General features: G+C 56.8%; 25 protein-coding genes. 12 read left to right on the top strand and 13 right to left on the bottom strand.

The genetic code is table 11. The features are described from left to right. The first annotated feature begins 78 nt into the window (after positions 1-78). The 3 genes from EP166_RS20640 to EP166_RS20630 all read left to right on the top strand — a co-directional run bounded on the left by EP166_RS20640 (position 79) and on the right by EP166_RS20630 (position 2,952). Positions 79-972: a (2Fe-2S)-binding protein gene (locus EP166_RS20640; RefSeq protein ID WP_127560676.1), complete on the top strand. Its 894-nt coding sequence runs from the start codon at positions 79-81 to the stop codon at positions 970-972. A gap of 112 nt (positions 973-1,084) precedes the next feature. Continuing rightward, positions 1,085-1,996, top strand: coding sequence for an ABC transporter substrate-binding protein (locus EP166_RS20635; RefSeq protein WP_127560674.1), 912 nt, complete (start codon positions 1,085-1,087; stop codon positions 1,994-1,996). Beyond that, the gene (locus EP166_RS20630; protein ID WP_127560672.1) at positions 1,993-2,952 is read left to right on the top strand and encodes an ABC transporter substrate-binding protein; all 960 of its coding nucleotides are present in this window, start codon (positions 1,993-1,995) and stop codon (positions 2,950-2,952) included. The genes EP166_RS20635 and EP166_RS20630 overlap by 4 nt, the downstream gene beginning before the upstream one ends. Before the next feature lie 132 nt (positions 2,953-3,084). Here EP166_RS20630 and EP166_RS20625 read toward each other — a convergent pair whose 3' ends face one another. After that, complete coding sequence (locus EP166_RS20625; RefSeq protein WP_127560670.1) at positions 3,085-5,010, bottom strand: FAD-binding monooxygenase; 1,926 nt, start codon at positions 5,008-5,010, stop codon at positions 3,085-3,087. A gap of 187 nt (positions 5,011-5,197) precedes the next feature. Between EP166_RS20625 and EP166_RS20620 the strand changes: the two genes are divergently transcribed. Further along, on the top strand, positions 5,198-5,659 hold the full coding sequence (locus EP166_RS20620; protein WP_127560668.1) for a MarR family winged helix-turn-helix transcriptional regulator: 462 nt from the start codon (positions 5,198-5,200) through the stop codon (positions 5,657-5,659). A 229-nt stretch (positions 5,660-5,888) separates the two neighbouring features. Here EP166_RS20620 and EP166_RS20615 read toward each other — a convergent pair whose 3' ends face one another. Continuing rightward, on the bottom strand, positions 5,889-6,794 hold the full coding sequence (locus EP166_RS20615; RefSeq protein WP_127560666.1) for a DMT family transporter: 906 nt from the start codon (positions 6,792-6,794) through the stop codon (positions 5,889-5,891). A gap of 229 nt (positions 6,795-7,023) precedes the next feature. On the opposite strand from EP166_RS20615, the gene EP166_RS20610 reads away from it, so the two are divergent. Beyond that, a complete protein-coding gene (locus tag EP166_RS20610; RefSeq protein WP_220432664.1) occupies positions 7,024-9,003 on the top strand; it encodes a family 14 glycosylhydrolase in 1,980 nt (659 codons plus the stop codon). 120 nt (positions 9,004-9,123) lie between these two features. Here EP166_RS20610 and EP166_RS20600 read toward each other — a convergent pair whose 3' ends face one another. Continuing rightward, on the bottom strand, positions 9,124-9,807 hold the full coding sequence (locus tag EP166_RS20600; RefSeq protein WP_342775667.1) for a TVP38/TMEM64 family protein: 684 nt from the start codon (positions 9,805-9,807) through the stop codon (positions 9,124-9,126). Between the two features lie 141 nt (positions 9,808-9,948). Between EP166_RS20600 and EP166_RS20595 the strand changes: the two genes are divergently transcribed. Continuing rightward, positions 9,949-10,746 carry a class II glutamine amidotransferase gene (locus EP166_RS20595; RefSeq protein WP_127560664.1) on the top strand — a complete coding sequence of 266 codons (798 nt, stop codon included), beginning with the start codon at positions 9,949-9,951 and terminating at the stop codon, positions 10,744-10,746. Here EP166_RS20595 and EP166_RS20590 read toward each other — a convergent pair. The 7 genes from EP166_RS20590 to EP166_RS21210 all read right to left on the bottom strand — a co-directional run bounded on the left by EP166_RS20590 (position 10,721) and on the right by EP166_RS21210 (position 15,419). Next, complete coding sequence (locus EP166_RS20590; RefSeq protein ID WP_127560662.1) at positions 10,721-11,260, bottom strand: DoxX family protein; 540 nt, start codon at positions 11,258-11,260, stop codon at positions 10,721-10,723. The two genes, EP166_RS20595 and EP166_RS20590, sit on opposite strands and share 26 nt — an antisense overlap. A gap of 4 nt (positions 11,261-11,264) precedes the next feature. Then, entirely contained in the window at positions 11,265-12,032 is a 768-nt protein-coding gene (locus EP166_RS20585) for an HvfC/BufC N-terminal domain-containing protein (RefSeq protein ID WP_127560660.1), read from the bottom strand. Next, positions 12,025-12,891 carry an MNIO family bufferin maturase gene (gene bufB / locus EP166_RS20580; protein ID WP_127560658.1) on the bottom strand — a complete coding sequence of 289 codons (867 nt, stop codon included), beginning with the start codon at positions 12,889-12,891 and terminating at the stop codon, positions 12,025-12,027. Before bufB ends, EP166_RS20585 begins: the two co-directional genes overlap by 8 nt. Positions 12,892-12,963: 72 nt before the next feature. After that, on the bottom strand, positions 12,964-13,329 hold the full coding sequence (locus tag EP166_RS20575) for a BufA1 family periplasmic bufferin-type metallophore (RefSeq protein WP_127560656.1): 366 nt from the start codon (positions 13,327-13,329) through the stop codon (positions 12,964-12,966). A 320-nt stretch (positions 13,330-13,649) separates the two neighbouring features. Beyond that, positions 13,650-13,850, bottom strand: coding sequence for a hypothetical protein (locus EP166_RS21845; protein WP_484336711.1), 201 nt, complete (start codon positions 13,848-13,850; stop codon positions 13,650-13,652). Positions 13,851-13,876: 26 nt separating this feature from the next. Beyond that, on the bottom strand, positions 13,877-14,503 hold the full coding sequence (locus EP166_RS20570) for an RNA polymerase factor sigma-70 (RefSeq protein WP_127560654.1): 627 nt from the start codon (positions 14,501-14,503) through the stop codon (positions 13,877-13,879). A gap of 166 nt (positions 14,504-14,669) precedes the next feature. Then, positions 14,670-15,419, bottom strand: a complete 750-nt coding sequence (locus tag EP166_RS21210; RefSeq protein WP_164744043.1) for a ParA family protein — start codon at positions 15,417-15,419, stop codon at positions 14,670-14,672. A 116-nt stretch (positions 15,420-15,535) separates the two neighbouring features. Here EP166_RS21210 and EP166_RS21205 point away from each other — a divergent pair, with 116 nt between their 5' ends. The 4 genes from EP166_RS21205 (at position 15,536) to pfkA (ending at position 18,292) form a co-directional block, all read left to right on the top strand. Next, positions 15,536-15,856 carry a DUF6482 family protein gene (locus EP166_RS21205; RefSeq protein ID WP_164744042.1) on the top strand — a complete coding sequence of 107 codons (321 nt, stop codon included), beginning with the start codon at positions 15,536-15,538 and terminating at the stop codon, positions 15,854-15,856. Further along, positions 15,853-16,278 (top strand): DUF3429 family protein, encoded by a 426-nt coding sequence (locus EP166_RS20560; RefSeq protein WP_127560650.1) that lies wholly within the window; start codon positions 15,853-15,855, stop codon positions 16,276-16,278. Before EP166_RS21205 ends, EP166_RS20560 begins: the two co-directional genes overlap by 4 nt. Next, complete coding sequence (locus EP166_RS20555) at positions 16,275-16,979, top strand: SDR family oxidoreductase (RefSeq protein ID WP_127560648.1); 705 nt, start codon at positions 16,275-16,277, stop codon at positions 16,977-16,979. The genes EP166_RS20560 and EP166_RS20555 overlap by 4 nt, the downstream gene beginning before the upstream one ends. A gap of 350 nt (positions 16,980-17,329) precedes the next feature. Beyond that, complete coding sequence (gene pfkA, locus EP166_RS20550) at positions 17,330-18,292, top strand: 6-phosphofructokinase (RefSeq protein ID WP_127560646.1); 963 nt, start codon at positions 17,330-17,332, stop codon at positions 18,290-18,292. A 50-nt stretch (positions 18,293-18,342) separates the two neighbouring features. Here the strand turns inward: pfkA and EP166_RS20545 are convergent, their stop codons facing one another. The 3 genes from EP166_RS20545 to pomA all read right to left on the bottom strand — a co-directional run bounded on the left by EP166_RS20545 (position 18,343) and on the right by pomA (position 21,586). Next, on the bottom strand, positions 18,343-19,416 hold the full coding sequence (locus tag EP166_RS20545) for a TRAP transporter substrate-binding protein (RefSeq protein WP_127560644.1): 1,074 nt from the start codon (positions 19,414-19,416) through the stop codon (positions 18,343-18,345). Between the two features lie 433 nt (positions 19,417-19,849). Further along, positions 19,850-20,815: a flagellar motor protein MotB gene (locus EP166_RS20540; RefSeq protein ID WP_127560642.1), complete on the bottom strand. Its 966-nt coding sequence runs from the start codon at positions 20,813-20,815 to the stop codon at positions 19,850-19,852. 18 nt (positions 20,816-20,833) lie between these two features. Beyond that, a complete protein-coding gene (gene pomA / locus EP166_RS20535) occupies positions 20,834-21,586 on the bottom strand; it encodes a flagellar motor protein PomA (RefSeq protein WP_127560640.1) in 753 nt (250 codons plus the stop codon). A 294-nt stretch (positions 21,587-21,880) separates the two neighbouring features. Between pomA and EP166_RS20530 the strand changes: the two genes are divergently transcribed. Then, positions 21,881-22,114 carry an exodeoxyribonuclease VII small subunit gene (locus tag EP166_RS20530; protein WP_127560638.1) on the top strand — a complete coding sequence of 78 codons (234 nt, stop codon included), beginning with the start codon at positions 21,881-21,883 and terminating at the stop codon, positions 22,112-22,114. A gap of 12 nt (positions 22,115-22,126) precedes the next feature. Then, entirely contained in the window at positions 22,127-23,011 is an 885-nt protein-coding gene (locus EP166_RS20525) for a polyprenyl synthetase family protein (protein ID WP_127560636.1), read from the top strand. The last annotated feature ends 93 nt before the right edge of the window (positions 23,012-23,104 follow it).

Below are 23,104 nucleotides of genomic sequence, written 5' to 3'. Positions count from 1 at the left end.
TTTTATTACTGTTTGCGTAAAGCAGCGTTTGCCTGACTTGGCTGACGCAGAATCTTCTTTGGACCGTCAGTGACCCACATGACCACAATGACCGTCACTCCTGCATCCTTCTCAGACTGTATCGATGCGCTCAGCAGCCGCTTTGAGGGCCTTAAGTTAAGCTATGGCACTCAGCCAAAGCATGGCTGCCGGTTCGATGAACTGACGACCGAACACAGTGAATGGCGTACTGCCCTGATGCGCTATGAAGCCGCGCGATGCCCCGGCCTTGACGCCAAAGGCCAGGTCGCTTTCCTGGTTGGCGACACCGCTTACTACTTACTGACGGCCGTCGCGGCACTGTACCTGGGCGAAGGCAGTGTGCCCTCTCTGGCAAGCGATAATCTGGCGTTTATGGAGTACGAGGTTCACTGGGAAGAAAACGGAGAAAGCGGCACCTACAACTCACTGGAAGTCCGGTTGCTCGGCACCGACTGCTGGGCCTACGCCCCCCGTACCTTAATTAACCATGCCATTCCGGTCAGTAGCCAGGCTGACCTGCGGGATCTGCTGCGCCAACAAATTGAACACCTCTTTCAACCGCTTATCGACCGACTCTATCAAACCCACCGTCTGAGCAAGGCGGCACAATGGCGCCTGGTAGCCGATGCACTGGCCGTCGCTTTTCTGAATATCGGTCGGCAGTCTGGTGTGGAAGAACACGCCCGGGAAGAAGCCCTGGCACTGATAAAGCAGCGGGGCTCCCCGCTGTTCAACCGGCAAACCGGCTTTTTCGAAATCACCCTAAAAGACGAACGCTCGCCGGAAAACGTTCTGGCAAAACAGCACTTTCGCGCCCGGGGCGGTTGCTGCCGTTATTACACCAGCGATGCAGCTACCTATTGTTCAACCTGTGTCCTGTTACCAAAAGAAGAGCGTGACGAACGCCTGGGCAATTACCTGGAACAACAGCACAACGCTCAGTCAGCTTAAAGGGCAAATTTTCTCGCGGGGAATCAATCAGAACCAATGATGAAAACGATGAAAAAAACCCCTGAAACGCAACCTCGTTGCTGAATAAGTAACGTATACAGAGAAAAACATCATGAAAAAAAAATGGCTCATCACCGCTGCGATCACTCTGAGCAGTGCCTTGCCTGCTTTCGCCACTGCGTGCCCGGAAAACACAACGGCCGTTAACCACGAACTGGGTACCACCTGCGTGCCGGGGCAAGTCAGCGCTGTGGTTGCTCTGGAATTCAGCTACATGGACGCCACACTCAATCTTGGCGTTAAACCTGTGGCGGTGTCCCGCGATGCTTTACCGTTACCGATTCTTGAAGTGCACATGGCAGGCATTCCCAGCGTGGGCACGCGCGCCCAACCGGATTTAGAAGCCATTGCTGCTGCCAACCCAGATTTGATATTGGCTGACCTAACACGCCATACCGACCTTTACCCCCATCTGAGCGCCATCGCGCCCACCTTGGTGTTCAACAGTTTGCGGGGCAGTTACGAAGACATATTGAACCAATACCAGCAAATTGCCGACCTGTTGGGCGAGCGTCCGTTGGCCGACACCCAACTGACCGAGCACCAACGGCGCTACCAAAACGTGCGCGCATCAAACCAGAACCAAGGTCAAAGCATAGTGATTGCAGTATCCCACCCCGGCGGGTTTACAGCGCACGGTGGCACCAGCTTTATGGGCAGCATTTTGGGTGATTTCGGTTTCGACAATGCCGTTGTCCCTGCTACCAATGCCATTTCCGCCAATGTCGATTTTGAAGGCTTATTGGCTTTAAATCCGGATATTCTTATTGTCCTCGAAGCCACCGAAGAGGTGACTCAAAACCCCCTGTCAGCATGGGAACAAAGCCCTTTGTGGGGCTCGTTAGCGGCTGTAGAAAATAACAAAGTGTATCGGTTTGACCGCAGCAACTGGTCCCGTGCCCGCGGTCTGCTGGCCTTAAACGCCATGCTGGATGATGTGGTTAATAGTGGGTTATTACGATGACACGACTGATCATCGCCCTCGCCACCTTCACGATGCTTTCCACCCCGGTTGTTGCGCAGGACATGCGCAGCTTCACCGACGATCTTGGGCGCGATGTGATTTACCCCGCCAACCCCGAGCGCATCGCCGCCTTGCATGATATCGAGCTGACCGTCCCTCTGCTTGAACTGGGGGCTCCTGTTGTGGCCAGCCATGGCCGCCCCGGCGCCACTGGATCGGCAATGATCAGAGCAGGCATTCTGTTAACCGGGCAGGATTTCTCCACCAGCGACATTATTGATCTCGGCCACAACCCGGTTGATATGGAAATGCTGATGGGTGCTCGACCAGACCTGATTATTACCAGCACCTGGCAGCAAGCGGATGTCGACAAACTGGCCGCCATCGCCCCCACGATCGTGATTGACACCCGCACGGGTGTGCGGGGTGATTTCGAACTCTTCGACCTGCTGGCTGACATAACCGGAAAGACGGGCACACTGGATAAACTCAAGGCACGGTATGAGGCACAGATCGCCCAACTTCGACGCGTGACTGGAGAGCAGCGCCGAGTGGTCAGTGCCTTTCATGCACAGAACGGCAATCTGTCTGTTTGGAACCCCTATTCGTCATTCGGCAAAGTATTGCGGGACGCTGGCTTTGCGTTTCCGGATTTGATCGACAGCATTCCAGAGGGCACGTCTGAGCAACTGAGCGTCGAGCGCTTGCCCGAACTCGATGCAGATGTGATTTTTGTCAGCTACCGGAGTGACCGGGGAGAGACACCCGCCGATGCGCACGCCGAACTTCAGGGTGCCTTTCCAGGGTATTGCGCCCAACTGACCGCGTGTCAAAACCACCGACTTGTCGTCATCCCGCGCGAGGAAGGCTGGGCGACCTCCTACGTTGGCCTGACGATGATCGCTTATGCCGTGACAACCGCAATGGGAACATTAGACTTCAGCGCAGGGAACTGAGTCGCAGTGCCCTGCCCAATACCCAGTTAGCCCCTGAGCGGTTTTACGCCGGTGGTACCGTCTATTGAGTAACGGACGGTAGAGCGACCACCGGTGCAATGGCACAAAGCCGGGCCTATTCTGTCGGTTCCATTATGACGGTTGCAGCATGAATCCATCAAAGAAGTCTGCCAGGCCTTGCCGGGCATTCAGCGGCAACACCTGGGCGACATACTGGTCCGGACGCACGATGACCAGACAGCCCTGTGCGCGGTTGATCCCGCGCACATCGAAGATGTCCTGTTCGCCATTCAGTTCTGCACAGAATATTTTTTCATAATCTTGCAGCCCGTAGTGGCCTTTGCGCGGTAACAACAGGGCAGGCATCGATTCGAGCACCAGATCGCGGTGCGACTGTTGAAAAATAGCCCTTACATCAAAGACCGAATCAACATCACAACCCGCCGGGGTGAACCGCCGCAACGGTGAAGCCGGTGAGTCGGTCAGGTACTCGCACAGTGCTCTAATACCTGATTCAGTGCCGCCGCTGTCATGCTTGCCAGCAAAGGCGTACAAGCGCCAGCGGCCATCAGCCTTGGCCACGTGCCCAAGATGCTGCGGGCGCGCATCCGCCAGGCGGACGACCGGGGCGGAATGAAACCGCTTGCCAATGGTGAAGCCTTCCGCCAGTGCCTGATGCGTCGAATCGCCTGTAATCATCGATGGCTGGTAATGCGTTTCAGTGCCTGCGGTAAACCGGCCCTGCTTGACGAAGTACTGCTCAAACGCCTTGGGGTCAACCCCGCCTTCACCGCCTTCACTGGGCCGGTCGCTGAACATTCTGGCCCAGGTGCGATCGAAGTCGATCAGCTCCTGAGCCACTGTCTGACGTTCAGCCGAATAACTGTGTAGCAGTTCCGGCGCAGCCTGGCCGCGCAATACCGAGGCCAGTTTCCAGCCCAGATTGAAGGTATCCTGCATCGAGAAGTTCATGCCCTGCCCGGCTTTGGGGCTGTGCGTATGACAGGCATCGCCCGCAATGAATACGTGTGGCAAGGCTGCGTCGTCACCGCGTCCGGCCACGTCGTCATAATGGTCACTGATGCGCTGCCCTATCTCATAGACCGACCACCAGGCGACCTCCTTTACGTCGAGCGTGTAGGGATGCAGCACCCGCTGCGCCGCAGCAATAAGGTGATCCACAGTAATGTTCCGGCTGGCAACCCGCTCGTTCTCGTTCAATTTGTCGAGTTCCACATAAAGCCGCACCAAATAACCGCCTTCGCGCGGAATAATCAGCACATTGCCCTCGGTGGCCGAATGAATCGCTGCTTTGAGCCGTATATCCGGGAAGTCCGTCACGGCCAGAACGTCCATGACGCCCCAGGCCTGATTCGCCGAATCGCCACGCAGCTCGCGTCCGATCGACTTGCGCACCGCACTGCGGGCGCCATCGCAGCCGACGACATAGCGTGCCCGAACGCACTCTTCCTGCCCCAGATGCACCCCATCGGTTCTGGCAACGCGCACGGTTACCGGGTAATCCGTTGCCGTTCGGTCAACGTCAACGTCCACCAGGCTACGTGAATAATCCGGTACCAACCGGCTGGGGCTGTTTTTCATAACCTCCAGATAAAAATCATGCACCCGCGCCTGGTTCAGTATCACATGCGGGAATTCTGACAACCCGTCTTCGGTATCCTGCACCCGGCCATTGCGTACGATGTGTTCCGGACGTTTTGTATCCGGCTTCCAGAAGGTCACTTCGTTAACCCAGTAGGCCTCTTCCATCACCTGCCGACTGAAGCCAAAGGCCTCGAACATTTCCATGGTGCGGCAGGCGACGCCATCGGCCTGGCCCAGCTGCAGCGGGCCCTCTTTTTGTTCGATGATGCGCGTACGAATATCCGGAAAGGCGGCCAGTTGGGCGGCCAGCGTCAACCCGGCCGGTCCGCACCCAACGATGAGCACATCGACCTGCTCGGGCAGGGAATCGGTTTGAGGGTTGGTTTTCGCCGACTCTGACGGTGCCTGCACCCGCGGATCTCCGGCATTGAACCCATCCAGATGAAATTGCATACCCCCTCCCCAACGCCTATTCTCGGCTTCTCTGTGGTTTTTTGGACCCGTGTTCAGCCTCACAACGAGACTGAGCGGACGGCGACACCCTGTGTCTTGATCTATAAAACAATATAGTCAGTATGCTGATCATCAGTATGCTTGTCAATTATCGCCTTAATGGGCGTTCCTGAATGAGAGTTCCTGAATGACCGACGTCAACACCATGCCCGGGCACCTGATACGCCGCTACCACCAGGCATCAGTGGCCATCTTTCACGCCCGGGTCGCAGAACTGGGCTTCGACCTCACACCCGTACAGTATGCGGCCCTGGCAAAAATAGAAGCCCAGCCGGGCATCGACCAGGTGACCCTGGCAGGCCTGATCGCCTATGACCGAACCACCATCGGAGGCGTGGTAGACCGACTGGTGCAAAAGCAGTATCTGGTCAGGGAGGTCAGCGCTACAGACCGCCGAGCCAGAGTTTTAAAGCTGACCGAATTGGGAGTAACCACCTTGCACCGCTTAGCGCCTGTGGTAGAGGAAGCACAGTTGCAAGTGCTCAGTGGCCTCGATGAGAGAGAGCAGGCGGAATTCGTCAGGCTGCTGCAGAAAGCGACAGCCGGGGTTAACCAGATGAGCCGGGCTCCCTTGAAAGAAGCCGAGTGACAGTAGGTGGATTCTTTACTCATGTTTCGGAGTTCGCTAGCAAAGGATTAGCACTGGATGCCAGGTAGGGCTATCGAGGGTGGTCCGCAGCAACAGGCCCGAATCGTCGGACCGCCATGGACAGGTTTACGCCGACCCTCGATAGCCCTACCTGGTGGCCAGTGCGAGCGACTGGCAACAAAGCCAACCGCGAATTCCGAAACTTGAGTTTTTTAGCTGTACGCACCGTTCAAAACGGATCCCCGGAGCGTACTGGTGCTCTGAACGGCTGCGTCAGTGTCTGGGCCATCACCACACCGGCCAGCACCAGAACGCCGCCGACCAGATGAAACAAGGCCACTCGTTCCCCCAGAAACACCATGGCAATAAGCGCGCTGAACAGCGGCATCAGGTTGATGAAGATGCTGGCCTGGCTGGCGCCTATCTGGCGTATGGCGCGCATCCACAGGAAGGTGGTGATAATGGACGCCGGAATGCCCGCGTAGAGAATCAGCCAGACGTTGCTGCCATCTACCGGCGTCATCGGCCCTAGCAAATAACCCGGCAACAGAAACAACACGGCGAAGCAGACCTGGGCATAAAGCAATACCCAGGGGGGCAGATCGAAAGGCCAGCGCTTGAGCATCACGCCATAGAGGGCGTAGCAAGTGGCGGCAACGACCATCAGCGCATCGCCCGCCGCTACGTTCAAATCAAACAGTACCAAAGGGTTACCCCGACCCAGCAACACCGACACACCGATCAGGGCAACCAGCCCACCCAGAATACCGCCCCGGGTGGGTGGTTCGCGCAGAATCAGGGCGCTGAGCAACACGGTCAGCAAGGGCACCATGGCCGCCAGAATACCCATGTTGGTGGCCGAGGTGGTTTCGGCCGCCACGTAGGCCAGCCCCTGCCAGAGCGCCATGCCCAGCAACCCCAGAAAGGCCAGTTTGGGCCATTCGCGGCGAATCGTCGCCCGGTGTTTCCAGGCCTGGGGCAGAAACAGGGGCGTCAGAATCAGCCAGGCAAGCAACCAGCGTAAAAAGGCGATGCTACTGGGTGCGATCGCCCCAACCGTCAACTGATTGATGGTCATGTTGCCGGACCAGATAAGTACAGTCCCCAGCGGGGCCAGGAAATACAACAGCGGCATGGTTTCCTCAACGCAATCAGGCAGATGGAACGAGAACGGATGGCCACAATAACCGGGCGCTGCCGGGGAGTCCACTGAGCCCGGCCACCCTTCCAATACCCAACCCCCCTCAAATTACGCCCCCCAAGTGGATTACAGCGCACGCCGAATGTGGATACTTCAGGCTGGCTTATCCGGCAGTTAGGCTCATTAATCCATTCACCGACAACAACAAAAAGAGGTAATCATCATGCACGCAACGCAGCGTTCCCGTTCGCTCCTGAGCTGTACCCTGGGCGCTACTCTCGCCCTGTGCGCAGTGTCCGCACCGGCACTGGCCGACATGGCGCAATCCGCTAACGTCATGGCGCCGCTGGAAGTCGACAACTACGGCGCCTTTGAAAACCAGATGGCCACGGCCAACGCCATGGGGGTTACGGCCGTCTCGGTCGATGTCTGGTGGGGCAAGGTCGAAGGCGCCGGTGACCAGCAATTTGACTGGAGCTACTACGACGATTTATTCGGTCGCATCACCAACGCAGGCCTGGATATCGTACCGATCATGTCGTTTCACCAATGCGGCGGTAATGTGGGCGATACCTGCAACATCCCGATTCCGGGGTGGATCTGGAACCACTACCCGGTACCAGCCTCCGACTTGCGCTACAAGAGCGAGCAAGGCAACGAATCCGTTGAAACTGTTTCATTATGGGCCGACAGCTACGTGCTCAGCGAGTATCAGGAATTCATGGAAGCCTTCGAGGCGCGGTATAGTTACCTGGCCAGCGACATTGACGAAATCAACATTTCGATGGGCCCAGCGGGCGAACTGCGCTACCCCTCCTACAACAGTCACGACACCGGCACCGGTTACCCAACCCGCGGTGGCTTTCAGTCATACAGCGAGCCAGCCAAGTCGGACTTTCGCAACTGGGCGGTCAATAAGTACGGCAGTCTTTCGGGGGTTAATAATGCCTGGGGCTTTTCACTCGGCCAGGTCAGCGACATTAACCCGCCTTCTAACGCGGGTAGCTTTGTCACCAATGGCGAGCACTTCAACACTCAATACGGCCGTGATTTCGTGCGCTGGTACCACGACAGCCTGATGGGCCATGGCTACAACATGATGGACACAGCCCTCACCGGCTTCGACGGCGCCTTCGCCGACATTGAACTGGGCATGAAGATTCCGGGTATTCACTGGAAAATGTCGGCCACTGATAACACCAGGCGCAGCGCAGAAATTGCGGCCGGTCTGATTCCTTCAGACATCGACCTCAACAGCCCGGCAACCGGCCATGGCTATGCCGATATTGTCGGTGTGGCCGCGAGCTACCAGAACGAACCGCGCGGTATCGTGCTGCATTTTACCGCTCTTGAAATGAACGATGATCCCAACGGCAACGGCCAGTCGCTGGCGCAAACGCTGGTGTTCTGGGTGGCCGAAGAAGCCGAAGCGCAGGGCGTACCGATCAAGGGCGAAAACGCGCTGGCCGGCGGTGCAACCACCGACACGGGCTGGGACAACATCGAGAACGCCTTCGATTACGCCAGCTACAGCGGCATGACGGTGTTGCGGATCAATCAGGTAGCTACCGGTGGCACCGGCCAGTACCGCTATGAACAATTCATCAATAACTACTTGCAGGTGGAGGAATCCGGCGACTTCCAGCGCACGGTGATCTTCATGTACGGCCCTACGGATGCCGGACAAGACATGTTCATTCGCGGCGGCATCGATCACAACCATGCAAACACCAGCCTCGGCCGTAATTGCCAGACTTGGAACACCGAGTGTGCGATTCGCATTCAGCACAACAACCTGCTGAACGGCACTACGGCTTCCTGGAAGAGTGGCGACCTGTACCTCGACTGGTATGGCCTTGAAGCCAACCAGGGTGCTGGTGCCGAAGGCACCGCCATGGACTGGACCACCAGCAACTGGCCATCCAGCTGGGGGCCACTGCGCACCGTACCGGTCGATGGCTACGGCGAATCGGCACTGAACACCTACGGCGATCACTACTGGATGCTGGATGTGCAAATGGATTGCGCAAACACCGTCAACGGCTGGTTTGAACTGAAAAGCTACATCTCAAACGGGCCCGGCTGGGAAGGCAACATCAGCCAGAGTGGCACCCCTTACAACTCGGGCAACCACATGGCGCAGTGCGGTAAAATCAATGTGTTCGAGCGGAACAGCAACAGCGTACAGTTCGTAGACTTCTGATTGTTATCAGCAGCATTCCATCGTCTAAAGGGGCGACTAGCGCCCCTTTTTTGCCGTTCAGGAGTCCCTTTCCCACCTGTTTACGACTGTCAGCCACACTGACACCATTCAAACCAGGCATTAGCCCGCCGCTCGCCGTGCACGGATCAGTGTCATTGCCTTTTTGGCCACCAGCGGAAACAGACCTAAGAGGGTGAATGAAATCAGCAAACTGGGAGACAGAATGCCCGAGAGACTTTCCAGCTGGCCCAGTTGGGTGCCTGCATTAACATACACCAGCGTACCTGCCAGCATGCCCAACTGGCTCACCCAATAAAAAGTCCAGGCCTTGATCGGTGTCAGGCCCATCAGCAAGTTGATCAGAAAAAACGGGAAGGCGGGCACCAGACGCAGCGTAAACAGGTAAAAACCACCCTCTTCTTCAACACCCCGGTTGATCGCCGAGAGACGCTCACCAAACCTGGCTTGTACCGCATCTTTCAACAGATAGCGGGCCACCAGAAACGCCAGTGTTGCTCCCAGCGTGCTGGCAAAAGACACCAGTAACAGACCCCAGGCAAGCCCGAACAAGGCGCCGCCGGCCAGCGTCATGATGGTGGCACCCGGCAGCGACAAGGCAGTCACTATCACATAAATCCCGAAGTAGGCGGCGCTGACCAAGACCGGGTGTTCATTCAGCCAGGCTTCAAATTGAGCCTGGCCTGCGTTCAGGCCCTCCAGCGTCAGCCATTGCTGCAAGTCGAATACAAAAAACGCAATGATGGCCATGGCAATCACGACAACAATCGAAACTTTCTTTTTCACGAGTTGTTTCTCTCTTTTAACATGTATTGGGTTCGACTTCCTGCAATCAGCTCAGGTCCTTCAAAGGCCCCTGAAGAAGACGGGCCATCAGCCAACTGGTACACTTCAGCCACCTTGTTTGATGGCAGAAAGGCGACCGTCATGTGTGAACTTTTGGGCATGAGTGCCAATACCCCAACCGATCTCTGCTTCAGTTTTACCGAACTCACCCGACGCGGCGGCGACTCCGGCCCACACAAGGATGGCTGGGGCGTTGCCTTTTATGAAGGCCGGGGTGTCCAGACGTTTCACGAGAGCCGGGCCAGCGCCCAGTCCGACATTGCACGCATGGTGCAAACGCACCCGATCAAAAGCGAAATTGCCATTTGCCACATTCGCCAGGCGAATGTCGGTGATGTCTGCCTGGCCAACACCCACCCGTTCCAGCGTGAACTCTGGGGCCGCTACTGGACATTCGCACACAATGGCCAGCTAAACCAGTTCGAACCCCGCCCGGGTATTTACGAACCCGTGGGGACAACCGACAGCGAAGCCCTGTTTTGCGATCTGATGAACGCCATCCGCTCTTCGCTGGACCGAGATGTCGACCTGACAACCCTGACCCGGTTTCTGGTAAAACACAGCGATGCCTATTCAAAGCTGGGGGTCTTCAACCTGTTGCTCAGCAATGGTGACTGGCTGTTCACCTATTGCACCACGAAAATGGCGGCCATTACCCGACGCTCCCCCTTTGGCCCCGCCCGCCTGCAGGACGCCGATGTTACGGTCGACTTTGGCACCGTCACAACCCCGTCCGATGTGGTCAGCGTGATTGCCACCGAGCCGTTGACGGTGGACGAGCGCTGGGACCGTTATGAGCCTCATGAATGGCGAATGTGGCGCAAAGGCGAAGTGATTGATCGCGGCAAGCAGATCACGTCCGCCGATTCTCCAGCTTGAATAGTCGGTCGAGCGATAACGCACCAGGACCTACGGCAAACACACCGAACAAGACCACAAACCACCAGGCAGCCGGGTTCCACCAGTGACCCCAGGTTGGGAACACCGCCAGTTGGATAAACAGCGTCATCGCGATCAGCCCAAGCGCTGCCGGTCGAGTCAGCAGACCCACAATCAGCAAAACGGGCAAAACCACCTCAGCAATACCGGCAAGTAAGGCCAGCGATTCAATCAACTCGACGGTGAGGGACCCGCTCTGGTAATCGAGCGTTACCGGATCACACAGCAGCAAGGCACCGGGTCGAACCGGATCCGGGCAGAAAAACTCGTAGAGAAACAAATCGTATTTGGTGTCGTTAAAGTCAAACCAGCCATGCCATTTCGACAGGCCTGACTGCAAAAAGACACGCGCCACCAGCAACCGCATCAATAGCAACCCCAAGGGCTCCATGTAAATCGACAAAAGCCGTGTGCCACGTTGATACCCCTGCTGGACCCGCACCACAATGCTCATCGCTCTAGTCTCCAACGATCAGTAACCCAGACTCAATAAGCCGGGCAAAATACTTTTCCAGGGTAATCGGCCCATCACGATCATTTGCTGTTGCCGGCAGGAAATGTTCAGCCGCTTCGTCCAGGCTATCGGTCGCCTGAAAACTCAGATAAAAACGGGCTTCCCAGGCATCGAGCTGGCGGCTGAACACCGTCATATCCGGACGCCAGAACAAGGCATGGCCGGGCTCCGGTTGAGTCGGTAGCGCTACGCCGCCTTCTCCCTGTCGAATGGACATCCAAACATCGAACACCGAACAACCCAGCGCGACCACACGCGCATTGCGCGGCAGCCGCAATGACACCGGAAAACCACCGCCCGATTGAATAAGCTGGTTCAATTGCAACGAGGTTAGGGGGCTTTCATCCAGGCCAAACAGGCAATCGAGCCAGGCACCATCTAGCCGCGCCAGATCAACCAGGCCCGGGTTTGCTTGTGTACAGTCTTCAGTAGAAAGCCAGTCGGGAAAATCGACGCCATACCTGGTCAGGGTTCGCTGCCTGGGCGGCGACGCCTGCACATAGGCAGAACACACTTTGCGAAACTCGACGTCTCCCATCACTGACGCGACTGCCGGAAAGCGAGCTTGCAACGCTTCGCGGCAGGCTCGTAAGTAGCCATTGCGATACAGGATAGCGACCTGTTCTGGCTGCGGGCCGGAAAACACCTGATGCAACCCATCCGCCTGGCCATTCAGCACAAAATCACCCAAGCCGCGATAAGGGTCATGCATGATCAAGCTCCCTTAGACGGTCGAGCATACGTTGCGCTCTGTGCACTTCCTGCTCAAGTACCGAAAATTCCGGAAGGTTGGCATCACGTTCAATCAATACGGGCTTGGGACCGAGATGCGTCAGCGCATAATCGAGCAACGACCAGACCGGGTCAGCCACGGCAGAGGCGTGACTGTCGATCAACAAGCGATGGCCAAACTGCGGATCGGCATCAAAACCGGCAATATGAATCTCCCCGACTTTTTTTGGTGGCAGTGCCTTGATATAAGCCTTTGGATCAATGCCAACGTTGTGCGCTGAAAGATACAGATTATTGATGTCCAACAAGAGCCCGCAACCGGTCCGATCTGACACCTCCAACAGGAAATCGGCTTCATCCATGTCGCTGTGAACCGTCAGATAATTGGTCGGATTCTCAATCAAAATGGTTCGACCCATAGCAGACTGATAGACATCCACACCGGCGACCAGGTTCAACAATACTGGCTGGGTTCGGGGCAGTGGCAACAGTTCTGCGAGATAGGTTTGATCGATCGAAGACCAAACGGCATGCTCCGACAACCGAACGGGCTGGATGTCATCAACCAGTTGACGAATGGCTTTCAGGTGATCGGCGTCCGGTAGATCCGGGCCACCGAGTGAAGCACCGACGCCGTGAAAACTGATGTCGCGGTCCGCGGCTACTTGCCGCAAGCCGCGACGTCGCGGTCCGCCCTGCATCAAATAGTTTTCCGGATGCACCTCATACCAGATTCCGCGCAAGCGACTGGCCATCGCCTGCTCGAAATGCTGGGGTTTGAGACTGACACCAGCCGCCACAGTGTCGTGGAAACCGGGTCTTTGTTCAGGAAACGACATGCAAACTACCTGTGATGTCTAAACGCTGCAACGGACTGATCGGTCTGTTCCGGCCAGCCCGTTGCAGAGCGCTCAGGGTATATTACGATCCAGCGCAGACAACGCTGCTGCACCATCGGGTGTCACTATGTATTCACAGGTACCGCGTGGTACATAGGTCCAGGAATTACCCTGATAGTCGAGGGTAGCTGTCCCTTCGCAGCTGGTGCCCGGACCGGCAGCGCAGTCATTTTCTCCCGCCAGTGCGATGCCAAAACACTTGTCATTACGGCCAGCAACCCGTTCACCGGCCATCCACTTTTGGAAATTCTCCTGAACGTTTGCCGGTGCGTTTGATTCAATCGACAACCCATCATTCGGTTTCGCCATTGAATGGCCAGACATGGCCATAACGGAACCGGCAAGCAGTGCGGTGGTAATAGACGTTGTATATTTCATAGGTTTTCCCCCTGGCTGATCTATCAATACCCATTATTCGGGTTAGTCGGACAGCAACCGAGTCAACAGTGACATCAGGTTCTCGTACTGTTCAGTCGTGCGCAGGGGGAATTCATTACAATGATTGGGAAAGAAAGACGGACTCTTTGAAAAATAACGTCATTGATGGTCTATTCGATGCGGCGGCGAACCTCACTGGGCGTTGGTAAGCAGTAAAGGCACCGGTCTGCATCCGTTCCAGAGCCGGGCAGACCATTAACCTGAATACTACCTCGACCAACCGGTCGGCAATCACGGCCATTAAACCGATTCACAGCCCCCTATTCTTTACTGCTGGGACCCGTTGAGTCGCGGATGCTGTTTGTGGTTTCCTCGCCTTGTTCTTTAGCATACCGTCGCGCTATCCGACCGAGGTCATGCACCTGAACGTTAAAATTCCTGCATCCGACACACAACAAGTTGTGCATTTTAATCGCCGCCCGCTCGCGAATCGTCAGATCTCGTTCGCGACCATCCGACATTAACCGGGTAGCCTGTTCACAATTCATCATGACGCTGCTTCCTCACAAAACCAGTGCTCTTCCAGACAGCGGCGCAGTCGTAGCCGAGCCCTGTGTAGCAATACATGCAGGTTGCTGGCGCTGATATCAATCGACTGACAAATCTCATCACTGTCGAGTTCAATAAATTCCCGCATCATAAACACCCGCCCCTGTGCCGGTGGCAGGTCTTCAAGGCATACTTCAAAAACCCGCCAGAAATGAGCGTCGTCGATCGCTTCAACCGGCTGTGCCCAGCGATTAGGGCGATCTTCCTGATGCCAGAAGCCCCGAGTGTCGAACACCGACGGGAGGGTTTCGTCATCGGCTGAATCCGACGGTTTTTCCACATCCACCCAGCGTTGCCGGTAGCGCAACAGGTCTGTAATCTTGTGTTTCAGAATGGCGAACACCCACGTCTTCAAAGCTGCCTTTCGCTCGAACGAAGCCACGTTCTTCAGGGCACCGATCAGTGCCTCTTGTACCGCATCTTCGGCCTGGGCCTCGTTATCGAGTTGCAGAACAGCAAATTTGAGCATTTGCCGGCGCAAGTCGTCGAGAAATACGGGGTCGGTTAAGTGGCTCGCGGCTGACTGTTCAACCGGCGCCTCCCCGGGCAGCACGGACTCTCCCATTGATCGTTTCCCTGATGTTTTTGGTGTTTTTGCCTGTAACCGGCCGGGCAACGAACGGTTCAGGGTTCAGACAGCAAAGACTACAAGGATGATGTGACTTTGTCGTACAACCGACACTTTCCTTACAGTTTGCTGTTAAAACCTAGACGTTGCTGTCAGCCACTGGCTAATGGTGCAGGTCCAGTCGGCGGACAATGGCTTTCCACAGCTCACTGAGGTCTCTGGAGACCGGGTGCTCAGGATGACTGTCGGTTACAGCTCGTTTGTTCATGGCCATCTGCTCCATCAGTGTCGTCGAGCGCACCCAGCCCAGTGGCGGTGAATCCTGTCCGGCTGCGAAGGTTTTCAGGCACTGGCGATGCAACGCCAGGCGTTGGTTAACCCGATTAAAGAAGGGGGCCATTCTGTTCGGGTCAGTCTTAATGTCGCGGGTAAAGTCGGCCAGATCGGCATAACTTTGCAAACACAGCGGCGTCGGGGTCAGTGGCACCAGCACCAGGTTGGCGGCGCGGTAGGCCTGTTCGGTGACGGTATTGATCCCCGGGGGGCAATCGAGCAATACCAGATCAAACTGCGATTTGAGTGATTTAAGCAGCTGCTTCAGGTGTTTGTCGGAAACGGCATCGCTCATCAGGCGATCGAGTTTACGCAACCCCTTGCGCGCCGGAAGAATGAAAACACCGTCATAGGGGGTGGCTTCAATAAACTGGTTCCAGTCAATTTGTTCATTGAGCCAATCTTTGGCGCGCAGTTTAGGTGCATTACCCTGACCGAGCAGAAACGTGGCTGACCCCTGTGCATCGAGATCAATGACCAGGGTCTCAAACCCATAGGTCATGGCTTCATGAGCCAGATTCAGCGTGATCGAGGTCTTCCCCACCCCGCCCTTTTGGCTGTGAACCGCAACAACCTTCATAGTTCTGGCTCCTGAACACCGAACCCTGATTACACCACGATAATCCCAACGGCTCCAGAGTAAGCCGAAGTCACCAGGCATGCGTAGATACCCCGACAACCCTGATGGAACCCAGAATGTCACTGACCCTAAAACAGGCCCGGCAGCACAACGCCCGCTTTCACTTGGCGGAAGTGGAGGCATTGATGGGCACTTTTTACCAGATTCACCTCTTCGACAATAAGCGCGGGCACCTGCTGACTGACGACGCAGGTCGGGCGCTTCAACTGAAGTCATTGCCCGGCGTGCGCAGCCTGTTGCAGCAATTGCCGCTGGACCAGGCAGAGCTGGTTCATCGATCGGCGTTTGGCGAAATGATTGGTCTGGACGACACCGACAACACCCTGCGCGTGCCGCTGCGCCTGAACCTACCCGACGACCCGGAGGCTGACGTATGACACCCACCCAAACCCTGCTGTTCTGGTCTCTCGGTGGCCTGCTGTTTTTCTGGGCAGGTGCCCTGTTGCTGTTAATCAACCCAAGCTGGGTTGAGGTGTACATCAGTTTCAGCGCTCTGATTCTAAGCTTTCTGTCCGGCAGCCTCTGGGTGCAGAGTGCTAGCCAGGATACCCGGCGAAACCGGCGCACACTCAACCTCACCATGGGCTACTTCCTGCTTGCCTGGCTGGCCCTGTTTCTACCAGCCGGCATCGCTCTGGTATTACTGGGCATTGCCTACCCGGTACTCTGGTGGCAGGAAAAAGACCGGTTTTTCCCCATCTACACACCCGACTACCGCCGACTACGCACCTTGTTAAGCTGGGGTGTTGCAGCCAGCCATGTGCCTGCGGCCGCCGCTCTGATTGGAGTGTCTTCATGAAACTGATCATCGGTGCCAGCGGCGGTGTTGGCCAGGGCCTGTTAGCGGCCTGGGAGCAGGGCGAACGGATAGCAACCTACCACCAGCACCACCCGTCAGAGCCAGCCGGGCAGAGCCACCTGCGCTGGCTGCCCTGCAATGTGCTGCAGCCGGGCTGGGCCGATGACCTGCTCGATGCCGTGGGGCCCGACCTGCCCGAGACCATCGTGCTCTGTACCGGCATTCTGCACGATGCGGAGCATCAGCCCGAAAAAAGCATCACTCGCTTCGACCGAGACTGGTTTGCCCGCTCTGTCGCCACCAACACCCAACCCTTTGGCGAACTGGCCGCTACCGTCACCACCCGCGCCCGGCGAGATCAGGCTGTCACCCTGGCGGTGATATCAGCCAAGGTAGGGTCCATCAGCGACAACAAGCTCGGCGGCTGGTACAGCTACCGGGCCAGCAAGGCCGCCCTCAACATGCTGGTACGCACCACTGCCATCGAATGGCGTCACCGCCTGCCGCAAAGCACCCTGCTGACCCTCCACCCCGGCACCACCGATTCAAGGCTGTCGGCTCCGTTTCAAAAGCGTCTGCCCGAAGGCCAGCTACACAGCCCGGATTACACCGGGCAGCGGCTGGCTCAGCTAATCGACAACGCCCAGCCTAAAGACAGTGGCGCTTTTTTAAGCTGGGATGGAAGTTTACTACCTTGGTAGAAGTGTACTTACAGCCAATCGCGCCGAATACCAGTTGTTGCCAGGGGCCCGTGACGGCCACCGGGTAGGCTCATACAGGGTCGGCGTGAACCCATCCATGGGGCCTAGACCGCAGCATCCATGCCGCGGACTTCCCTGTATGAACCTACCCGGCAGCCGCCACTCATATCGCTGGCCCAACCAAAAACCGCATTACCCAGTCGGATAAAAAACACGCTTCGGGAAAAACTCGCCACCGAACCTGTAATTTTGTTACATTCTGCTGAGTGAACTCTCTTCTATTGTCCGGCTCGCTGGCCGAATTCATTGTACGAACCCGGTGAGCCGGAGCCTGTATAGGTTGTGCAGCCATGATTAAAAAAATCGGAGTGTTAACCAGCGGTGGCGACGCGCCTGGCATGAATGCGGCCATCAGGGCCGTGGTACGCAATGCCATCGTTAAGGATCTGGAGGTTTATGGCATTCGGGATGGCTATCTGGGCTTGCATCTCGACCGGATCAAACCGCTGAAACGCCAGGACGTGTCAGACATGATCAATCGTGGTGGCACCTTTTTGGGGTCTGCCCGCTTTCCGGAATTCAAGGAAGAATCGGTGCGGCGCGAGTGCATCGACAACCTGCGTAAACACGAGATCGACGCCCTGGTCGTGATCGGCGGCGATGGCTCCTACATGGGCGCCAAGCGGCTGACCGAAATGGGGTTCCCCTGCGTTGGTCTGCCCGGAACCATCGACAACGACGTCGCCGGAACCGACTACACCATTGGCTTTCACACGGCGCTGAACACCGTGCTCGACGCCATCGACCGGTTGCGCGATACCTGCTCGTCACACAATCGCATATCCATTGTCGAAATCATGGGCCGGTACTGCGGTGACCTGACTATTATGGCGTCTATCGGTGGTGGGGCCGAATACACCATCGTGCCCGAAAAAGGCTTTGACGAGGCATCGCTGATCAAGACCGTTGCCAACAACGTCATCACCGGCAAGAAACACTCCATCATCGCTATCACCGAGCACGTGACCGACGTCAGTGCGCTGGCCAAGCGCATCGAAGCGCGAACCGGTCTCGAAACCCGGGCTACCATTCTGGGGCATATTCAGCGAGGCGGCGTACCCTGCGCCTTCGACCGGGTTATGGCCAGCCAAATGGGAGCCTATGCAGTGGAATTACTGATGGAGGGTCACGGCGGCCGTTGCGTCGGACTGCAAAGCAATAGGCTGGTGCATCATGACATCATCGATGCCATTGAAAACATGCCCCGCCCGTTCAAACAGGATCTGTACGACCTGACCAAACTGCTGGCCTGATGGCTACCCCGGGGGAAGGAATCCCCCCGGGGATGCCGCGTGCTGGGCGGTTATTCGAGCGTGGTGATAATGCGGGAATAGCGGGCGATGTAGCGTCGCGCTTCATCCACCAGTTGACGACCATCGATACCCTGTGCAGAGACGTCTTCAATCCAGCGCTGCACGACCTGCTCGCTGAGGTCTTCAAAGGCGTAGATCTCATCGACCGGCAATTTGGTTAAATTTTCATATTGAACCATACGACCAGGCACCTCCAGATCATCCCAGGCGAGACCCATCTCCTTCACAAAATCAATGCCGATGTTGTCGTCGATGACTTGCTGCAGGTCGGCCGGCAAGGCATCGAACTGACTTTGATTCATCAGAAACAGGAACACCGAGGTGCCGAAGCGGCTGCCGTCGGACCCTATTGTCGAATGACCCACCAGCCCTTCAAGACCGATTGAGGAAAACACCTCGAACGGGATCAGAGCGCCATCGATACTGCCATCAGCCAGAGCATCCCGAATGCGGGGCGCTGGCATGGCGGCCTGCTCGGCCTGCCAGGCATCGATCAGCCAGCCACCGGTACGGGAGGGGGTTCGGATGGTCAGACCGCGCAAATCAGAGGGGTCGGTCACATTCTGATTGGCCATCTGAATCGCATTGCCGGCGTGCACGTGCACCAGCAGTGGCTTTACACCCCGGTAGTCGGCCTCAATCAAATCAAAATTGGCAAAAATGGCCCGGTTGGTGGCGTAGGCGCTGCGAAAATGCACCGCAGGCAACTCGAAGACCTCGGTACGGGGAAAGCGGCCCGGTGTATAACCGGCCAGCGTCCACACCATGTCCACTTCACCGGATTCAACTTGATTCAGCAGGGTTGGGGGTGCGCCGCCCAGCGACATCGCCGGATGAATACTGATATCGATGCGGCCGTTACTTTGTTCGCGAATCCGCTCGGCCCATGGCTCCAGCAAGACTTTCTGAGCCGGAGAATCCGGGCCTAAAAAGTGATGCAACCGAAACTGGAACTCCTCCGCCTGAGCCGTACTTACCAGGCTGACCAGACTGGTTACGACCAGGCAAATCAGAGGCAGGCGCTTTACCGGCTTCACAGCGAACCGGTGGTTGCTATCCTTCATAGTTTGAACGCTCCTTACAGCAGACAGGCCATCAACAGCACGGGCTGGAGAGTGACACAGTCGTCATTGTTGTTTGAGGTGACCGGTGCTATCCAGGCATTGCCGGGATGGCGACAGATTCAGATAAACGGGCAGGCGTGAGAACATAGGCCGGCTGGCACTGATTTCCCACCCCCCTGGAGGTTACCGTGACCCTTAACAGGGTACGACGAGCCTGATCATGGACGCAGCGTTCCATACCGAAAACGAGAGGTAGCTCACACTATCTAGCCATGTTCATCCATTGAGACAGAACCTTCTGGCAAATCGACATCAATTTGACGCGTTAAACGGTGAAAAAACACCGCTAAAAAGTCAAATCGATGGCAGTCACACGCGCCATACCGAAGCCATTGAAGGTAGCCTGACGGCGCCTTAAACCAGAGTGGTCAGGTTAGAAGATGTCAGCCGGGTCCAGGCCAAACAGGGATGGATCGCCAGGATCGACATTCTCACCCTGTTCGTCTTCCGGGGTTACTTCGCCTTCAAAATCCGGGTTGTCCTGGCGCACGATGATTTCTACCCGACGATTGGTAGCACGACCTTCCGGCGTATCGTTACTGGCAATGGGCTTGGTTGAGCCGTGCCCAACGATGGTAAAGCGGTCTTCACTCATCTCCGGAGCGGCCCAGAGGTATTCGGCAACCGATAAGGCCCGGGCTGAACTGAGCAACCAGTTACTGCGAAAGCGTGCAGTCGCAATGGGAATATTGTCGGTGTGGCCTTCGATGGACAAGGTGCCGGGTACGGTCACCAGCAAATCCCGAACGCGGTCGAGAATGGGCAGGTATTCATCGGCAACAAAGTCGGTTCCCGCGCCGAAAGACTGTTCGCGCACCCGAATAATGATCGTCTGATTAATCGTTTCGATATCGAGCATGCCGTCGGCAATGACATCAGCCAGGGCCTCGGCTATCCGCTCTGCCTGCTCTTCCACCTGGCGTTGTGCCTCTGCGTCCGACACCCGCACCTGGCGTGACTGCAAGCCGGATTCACCTTCAGCCTCTTCCTGCATCAGGGTCGTATCCTGGCAAAGTACCTCCAGTGAGTCGCGCAAGTCATCAACAGTGTCCTGGCGAATAACGTTCAGGGGCGTCGGCTCCGGGCGGCCCGGGCTGAATTCCTGGGCAATGATGCTGGTGCCCTTGGGCACATCATTGAACTGCAGTTCGGCCTGGACACCAAACGCATTGCGCAAAGACCCGGCCAGGCGCTTGAACTTGAGCGCATCCATCTCCGAAAAGGACAGTAACAGCACAAAAAAGCACATCAACAGTGCCATCAAGTCAGAAAAAGTGGCCATCCAGGCAGGCAGCCCTTTTTCGCATTCGGGACAGTCGTCTTCGAATTCGTCGCTCATCAGATGACCACCGCCATGTCATTCAGCTCCGCGTTTGGAGGTCGGCAGGTAACTCTTAAGCATGGACTCGATAATTCTCGGGTTTTGTCCTGCCTGAATGGACAGCAGCCCGTCAATGACCATCTTTTGAATGCGCTCCTCTTCCATTGCCCGGAAGCGGAGTTTATCGGCGATGGGTATCGCGACAACCGTTGCCAGCAAGGATCCGTACAGCGTGGTCAGCAGAGCCACGGCCATAGCAGGGCCAATGGCCTTCGGGTCATCCATGTTTGCCAGCATCGCCACCAGGCCAATCAGCGTCCCGATCATACCCATGGCCGGCGCGACATCACCCAGTGCGGTGAAAAAGCTCGTCCCTTCTTCGTGCCGTGCAGACGTCATTTTCATGTCTTTGCTGAGCAATTGTTTGACCACTTCCGGGTCATGCCCATCAACCAGCAACTGTATGCCCTTGGAGAGAAATTCATGGCTGGTTTCACGCCCTTCCAGTGACAACAGCCCGCCCTTGCGAGCCGCATCGGCTAACTCAACCACTTCATCGATCATGTCGTCAGGCGTCACCAACTTAAAGGAAAACGCTTTTCCCACGACGCTCCCCACCCCGAGAAATTTCTCCAGGGTCAATTTGGACATGGCTACGAACGTCGATCCGACAAACACAATGAGAATGGAAGGTACGTTAACAAACATGCCCAAATTGCCACCCAGCAACATCGACATCAAAACCATCGCAAAGGCCCCGATGAGGCCAATGATCATCGCTAAATCCACAGTGTAAGCTTCCCGGTCTGGTCCCGTTGAATCGTCTATCCTGTTATTCTAACAAGAGTCTAGCAAGAGTCTGGCAGAACAGCGTGCTCTACAGGCCTGCTTCAACCCCGGCTATCAAGGACGTTCCGTCCATCTTAACCGGTATATCGGCAGGCACGATCATTGTTTGACTGTAAAACGCCCGTTTCGGGAAAAGAATATCAGCAGAGTGTAAAGTATCGGCTGGCGCCAAATGGTTGACCCCTCTGGCCTGCCCTCGTACCTTACGCGACCACCACAGCCCAGGACCCCGACATGACCGACCCAAAAACCGATACATTTGAAGCCAAAATGGGCCAGTTGGAGACACTGGTCAGCCAGCTGGAGTCCGGTGAACTGTCGCTGGACGATGCCATGAAAACCTTTGAACAGGGCATTAAGCTGACGCGAGAGTGCCAGTCTGCGCTCGACCAGGCCGAGCAAACCGTGCAGGTACTGCTCGGCGAACCCGGTCAGGAACAGCTGTCCCCGTTAACCGATTCCGAGTGAGCCCAAGCCCCAATGACCTTCGCGTCTTTTCAGAACGATACCCGCCAGCGTCTTGAGCAGCACCTCAATCAACAGTTGCAACAGCCTGTCGCTAGCCGGCTGGCCGAGGCCATGCGTTATTCCCTGCTCGATGGCGGCAAGCGCCTGCGCCCAACCCTGGTGCGTGCCGCCGCCGAAAGCCTGAGCGCCGAGCCCGACACCTGGCTGTATCCGGCCGCCGCACTGGAAATGATGCACGTCTACAGCCTCATTCACGATGATCTGCCCGCCATGGACGACGACGACCTGCGCCGGGGCAAGGCCACCAACCACCGGGCTTTCGACGAAGCCACCGCCATACTGGCCGGCGACGCCCTGCAAAGCCTGGCCTTTGAGCACCTCAGTCTGTCACCGGGCCTGACGGCGGACACTCGCCTGGCCATGGTCGGTATTCTGGCCCGGCAGGCCGGACACGCCGGTATGGTGGGCGGCCAGATGCTTGACCTGCAGGCCGAAGGACAACAATTGGGGCTCGACGATCTGGCCCGCATTCACCGCCTTAAAACCGGTGCACTGATCGAATCGGCCTTGCATCTTGGTGCCCTGTGCACCAATGCCCCCTTGCCCGATGCTACCCGCGCAGCACTGACCACCTTCGGTCAGGCCCTCGGACTTGCGTTTCAGATCACCGACGACATGCTTGATGTGACGGCCGATACGGCCACTCTGGGCAAACCCCAGGGCAGCGACGCAGCCCTGAACAAATCGACCTACGTGCAATTGCTCGGTCTCGACGGCGCCCGGCGTGAGGCGCAACAGCAAACCGACGCAGCCCTGGCCGCGCTCGACCAACTGGGCATCGACCCGGCATCTCCCCTGCGAGCACTGACAAGCTATGTTCTAAACCGGAACCACTGATCGTGTTCTCTGGTAACCGAACTTCCCGCAACGACCACTAGGGACGAACAGGGCTTTCCGTTACAATGCCGTGCCCGGCAAACACAGACCGGG

The organism is Saccharospirillum alexandrii, assembly GCF_004000275.1.
In the GTDB taxonomy this organism is placed as follows: Bacteria; Pseudomonadota; Gammaproteobacteria; order Pseudomonadales; family Natronospirillaceae; genus Saccharospirillum; species Saccharospirillum alexandrii.
The sequence above is the reverse complement of the archived record's forward strand: the minus strand, read 5'-3'. Positions and strand labels throughout refer to the sequence as shown.

What these genes read in the sequence shown, in the direction of transcription:
- EP166_RS20530 (WP_127560638.1), top strand. Translation starts at nt 21,881, where the DNA reads ATGACCGACCCAAAAACCGATACATTTGAAGCCAAAATGGGCCAGTTG.
- EP166_RS20620 (WP_127560668.1), top strand. Translation starts at nt 5,198, where the DNA reads ATGACCGACGTCAACACCATGCCCGGGCACCTGATACGCCGCTACCAC.
- EP166_RS20635 (WP_127560674.1), top strand. Translation starts at nt 1,085, where the DNA reads ATGAAAAAAAAATGGCTCATCACCGCTGCGATCACTCTGAGCAGTGCC.
- pfkA (WP_127560646.1), top strand. Translation starts at nt 17,330, where the DNA reads ATGATTAAAAAAATCGGAGTGTTAACCAGCGGTGGCGACGCGCCTGGC.
- EP166_RS20640 (WP_127560676.1), top strand. Translation starts at nt 79, where the DNA reads ATGACCACAATGACCGTCACTCCTGCATCCTTCTCAGACTGTATCGAT.
- EP166_RS20570 (WP_127560654.1), bottom strand. Translation starts at nt 14,503, where the DNA reads ATGGGAGAGTCCGTGCTGCCCGGGGAGGCGCCGGTTGAACAGTCAGCC.
- EP166_RS20575 (WP_127560656.1), bottom strand. Translation starts at nt 13,329, where the DNA reads ATGAAATATACAACGTCTATTACCACCGCACTGCTTGCCGGTTCCGTT.
- EP166_RS20585 (WP_127560660.1), bottom strand. Translation starts at nt 12,032, where the DNA reads ATGCATGACCCTTATCGCGGCTTGGGTGATTTTGTGCTGAATGGCCAG.
- EP166_RS20625 (WP_127560670.1), bottom strand. Translation starts at nt 5,010, where the DNA reads ATGCAATTTCATCTGGATGGGTTCAATGCCGGAGATCCGCGGGTGCAG.
- EP166_RS20555 (WP_127560648.1), top strand. Translation starts at nt 16,275, where the DNA reads ATGAAACTGATCATCGGTGCCAGCGGCGGTGTTGGCCAGGGCCTGTTA.
- EP166_RS20525 (WP_127560636.1), top strand. Translation starts at nt 22,127, where the DNA reads ATGACCTTCGCGTCTTTTCAGAACGATACCCGCCAGCGTCTTGAGCAG.
- EP166_RS21205 (WP_164744042.1), top strand. Translation starts at nt 15,536, where the DNA reads ATGTCACTGACCCTAAAACAGGCCCGGCAGCACAACGCCCGCTTTCAC.
- EP166_RS20630 (WP_127560672.1), top strand. Translation starts at nt 1,993, where the DNA reads ATGACACGACTGATCATCGCCCTCGCCACCTTCACGATGCTTTCCACC.
- EP166_RS20560 (WP_127560650.1), top strand. Translation starts at nt 15,853, where the DNA reads ATGACACCCACCCAAACCCTGCTGTTCTGGTCTCTCGGTGGCCTGCTG.
- EP166_RS20545 (WP_127560644.1), bottom strand. Translation starts at nt 19,416, where the DNA reads ATGAAGGATAGCAACCACCGGTTCGCTGTGAAGCCGGTAAAGCGCCTG.
- EP166_RS20615 (WP_127560666.1), bottom strand. Translation starts at nt 6,794, where the DNA reads ATGCCGCTGTTGTATTTCCTGGCCCCGCTGGGGACTGTACTTATCTGG.
- EP166_RS20540 (WP_127560642.1), bottom strand. Translation starts at nt 20,815, where the DNA reads ATGAGCGACGAATTCGAAGACGACTGTCCCGAATGCGAAAAAGGGCTG.
- EP166_RS20590 (WP_127560662.1), bottom strand. Translation starts at nt 11,260, where the DNA reads ATGAGCATTGTGGTGCGGGTCCAGCAGGGGTATCAACGTGGCACACGG.
- EP166_RS21845 (WP_484336711.1), bottom strand. Translation starts at nt 13,850, where the DNA reads ATGTCGGATGGTCGCGAACGAGATCTGACGATTCGCGAGCGGGCGGCG.
- EP166_RS20610 (WP_220432664.1), top strand. Translation starts at nt 7,024, where the DNA reads ATGCACGCAACGCAGCGTTCCCGTTCGCTCCTGAGCTGTACCCTGGGC.
- bufB (WP_127560658.1), bottom strand. Translation starts at nt 12,891, where the DNA reads ATGTCGTTTCCTGAACAAAGACCCGGTTTCCACGACACTGTGGCGGCT.
- EP166_RS20595 (WP_127560664.1), top strand. Translation starts at nt 9,949, where the DNA reads ATGTGTGAACTTTTGGGCATGAGTGCCAATACCCCAACCGATCTCTGC.
- EP166_RS21210 (WP_164744043.1), bottom strand. Translation starts at nt 15,419, where the DNA reads ATGAAGGTTGTTGCGGTTCACAGCCAAAAGGGCGGGGTGGGGAAGACC.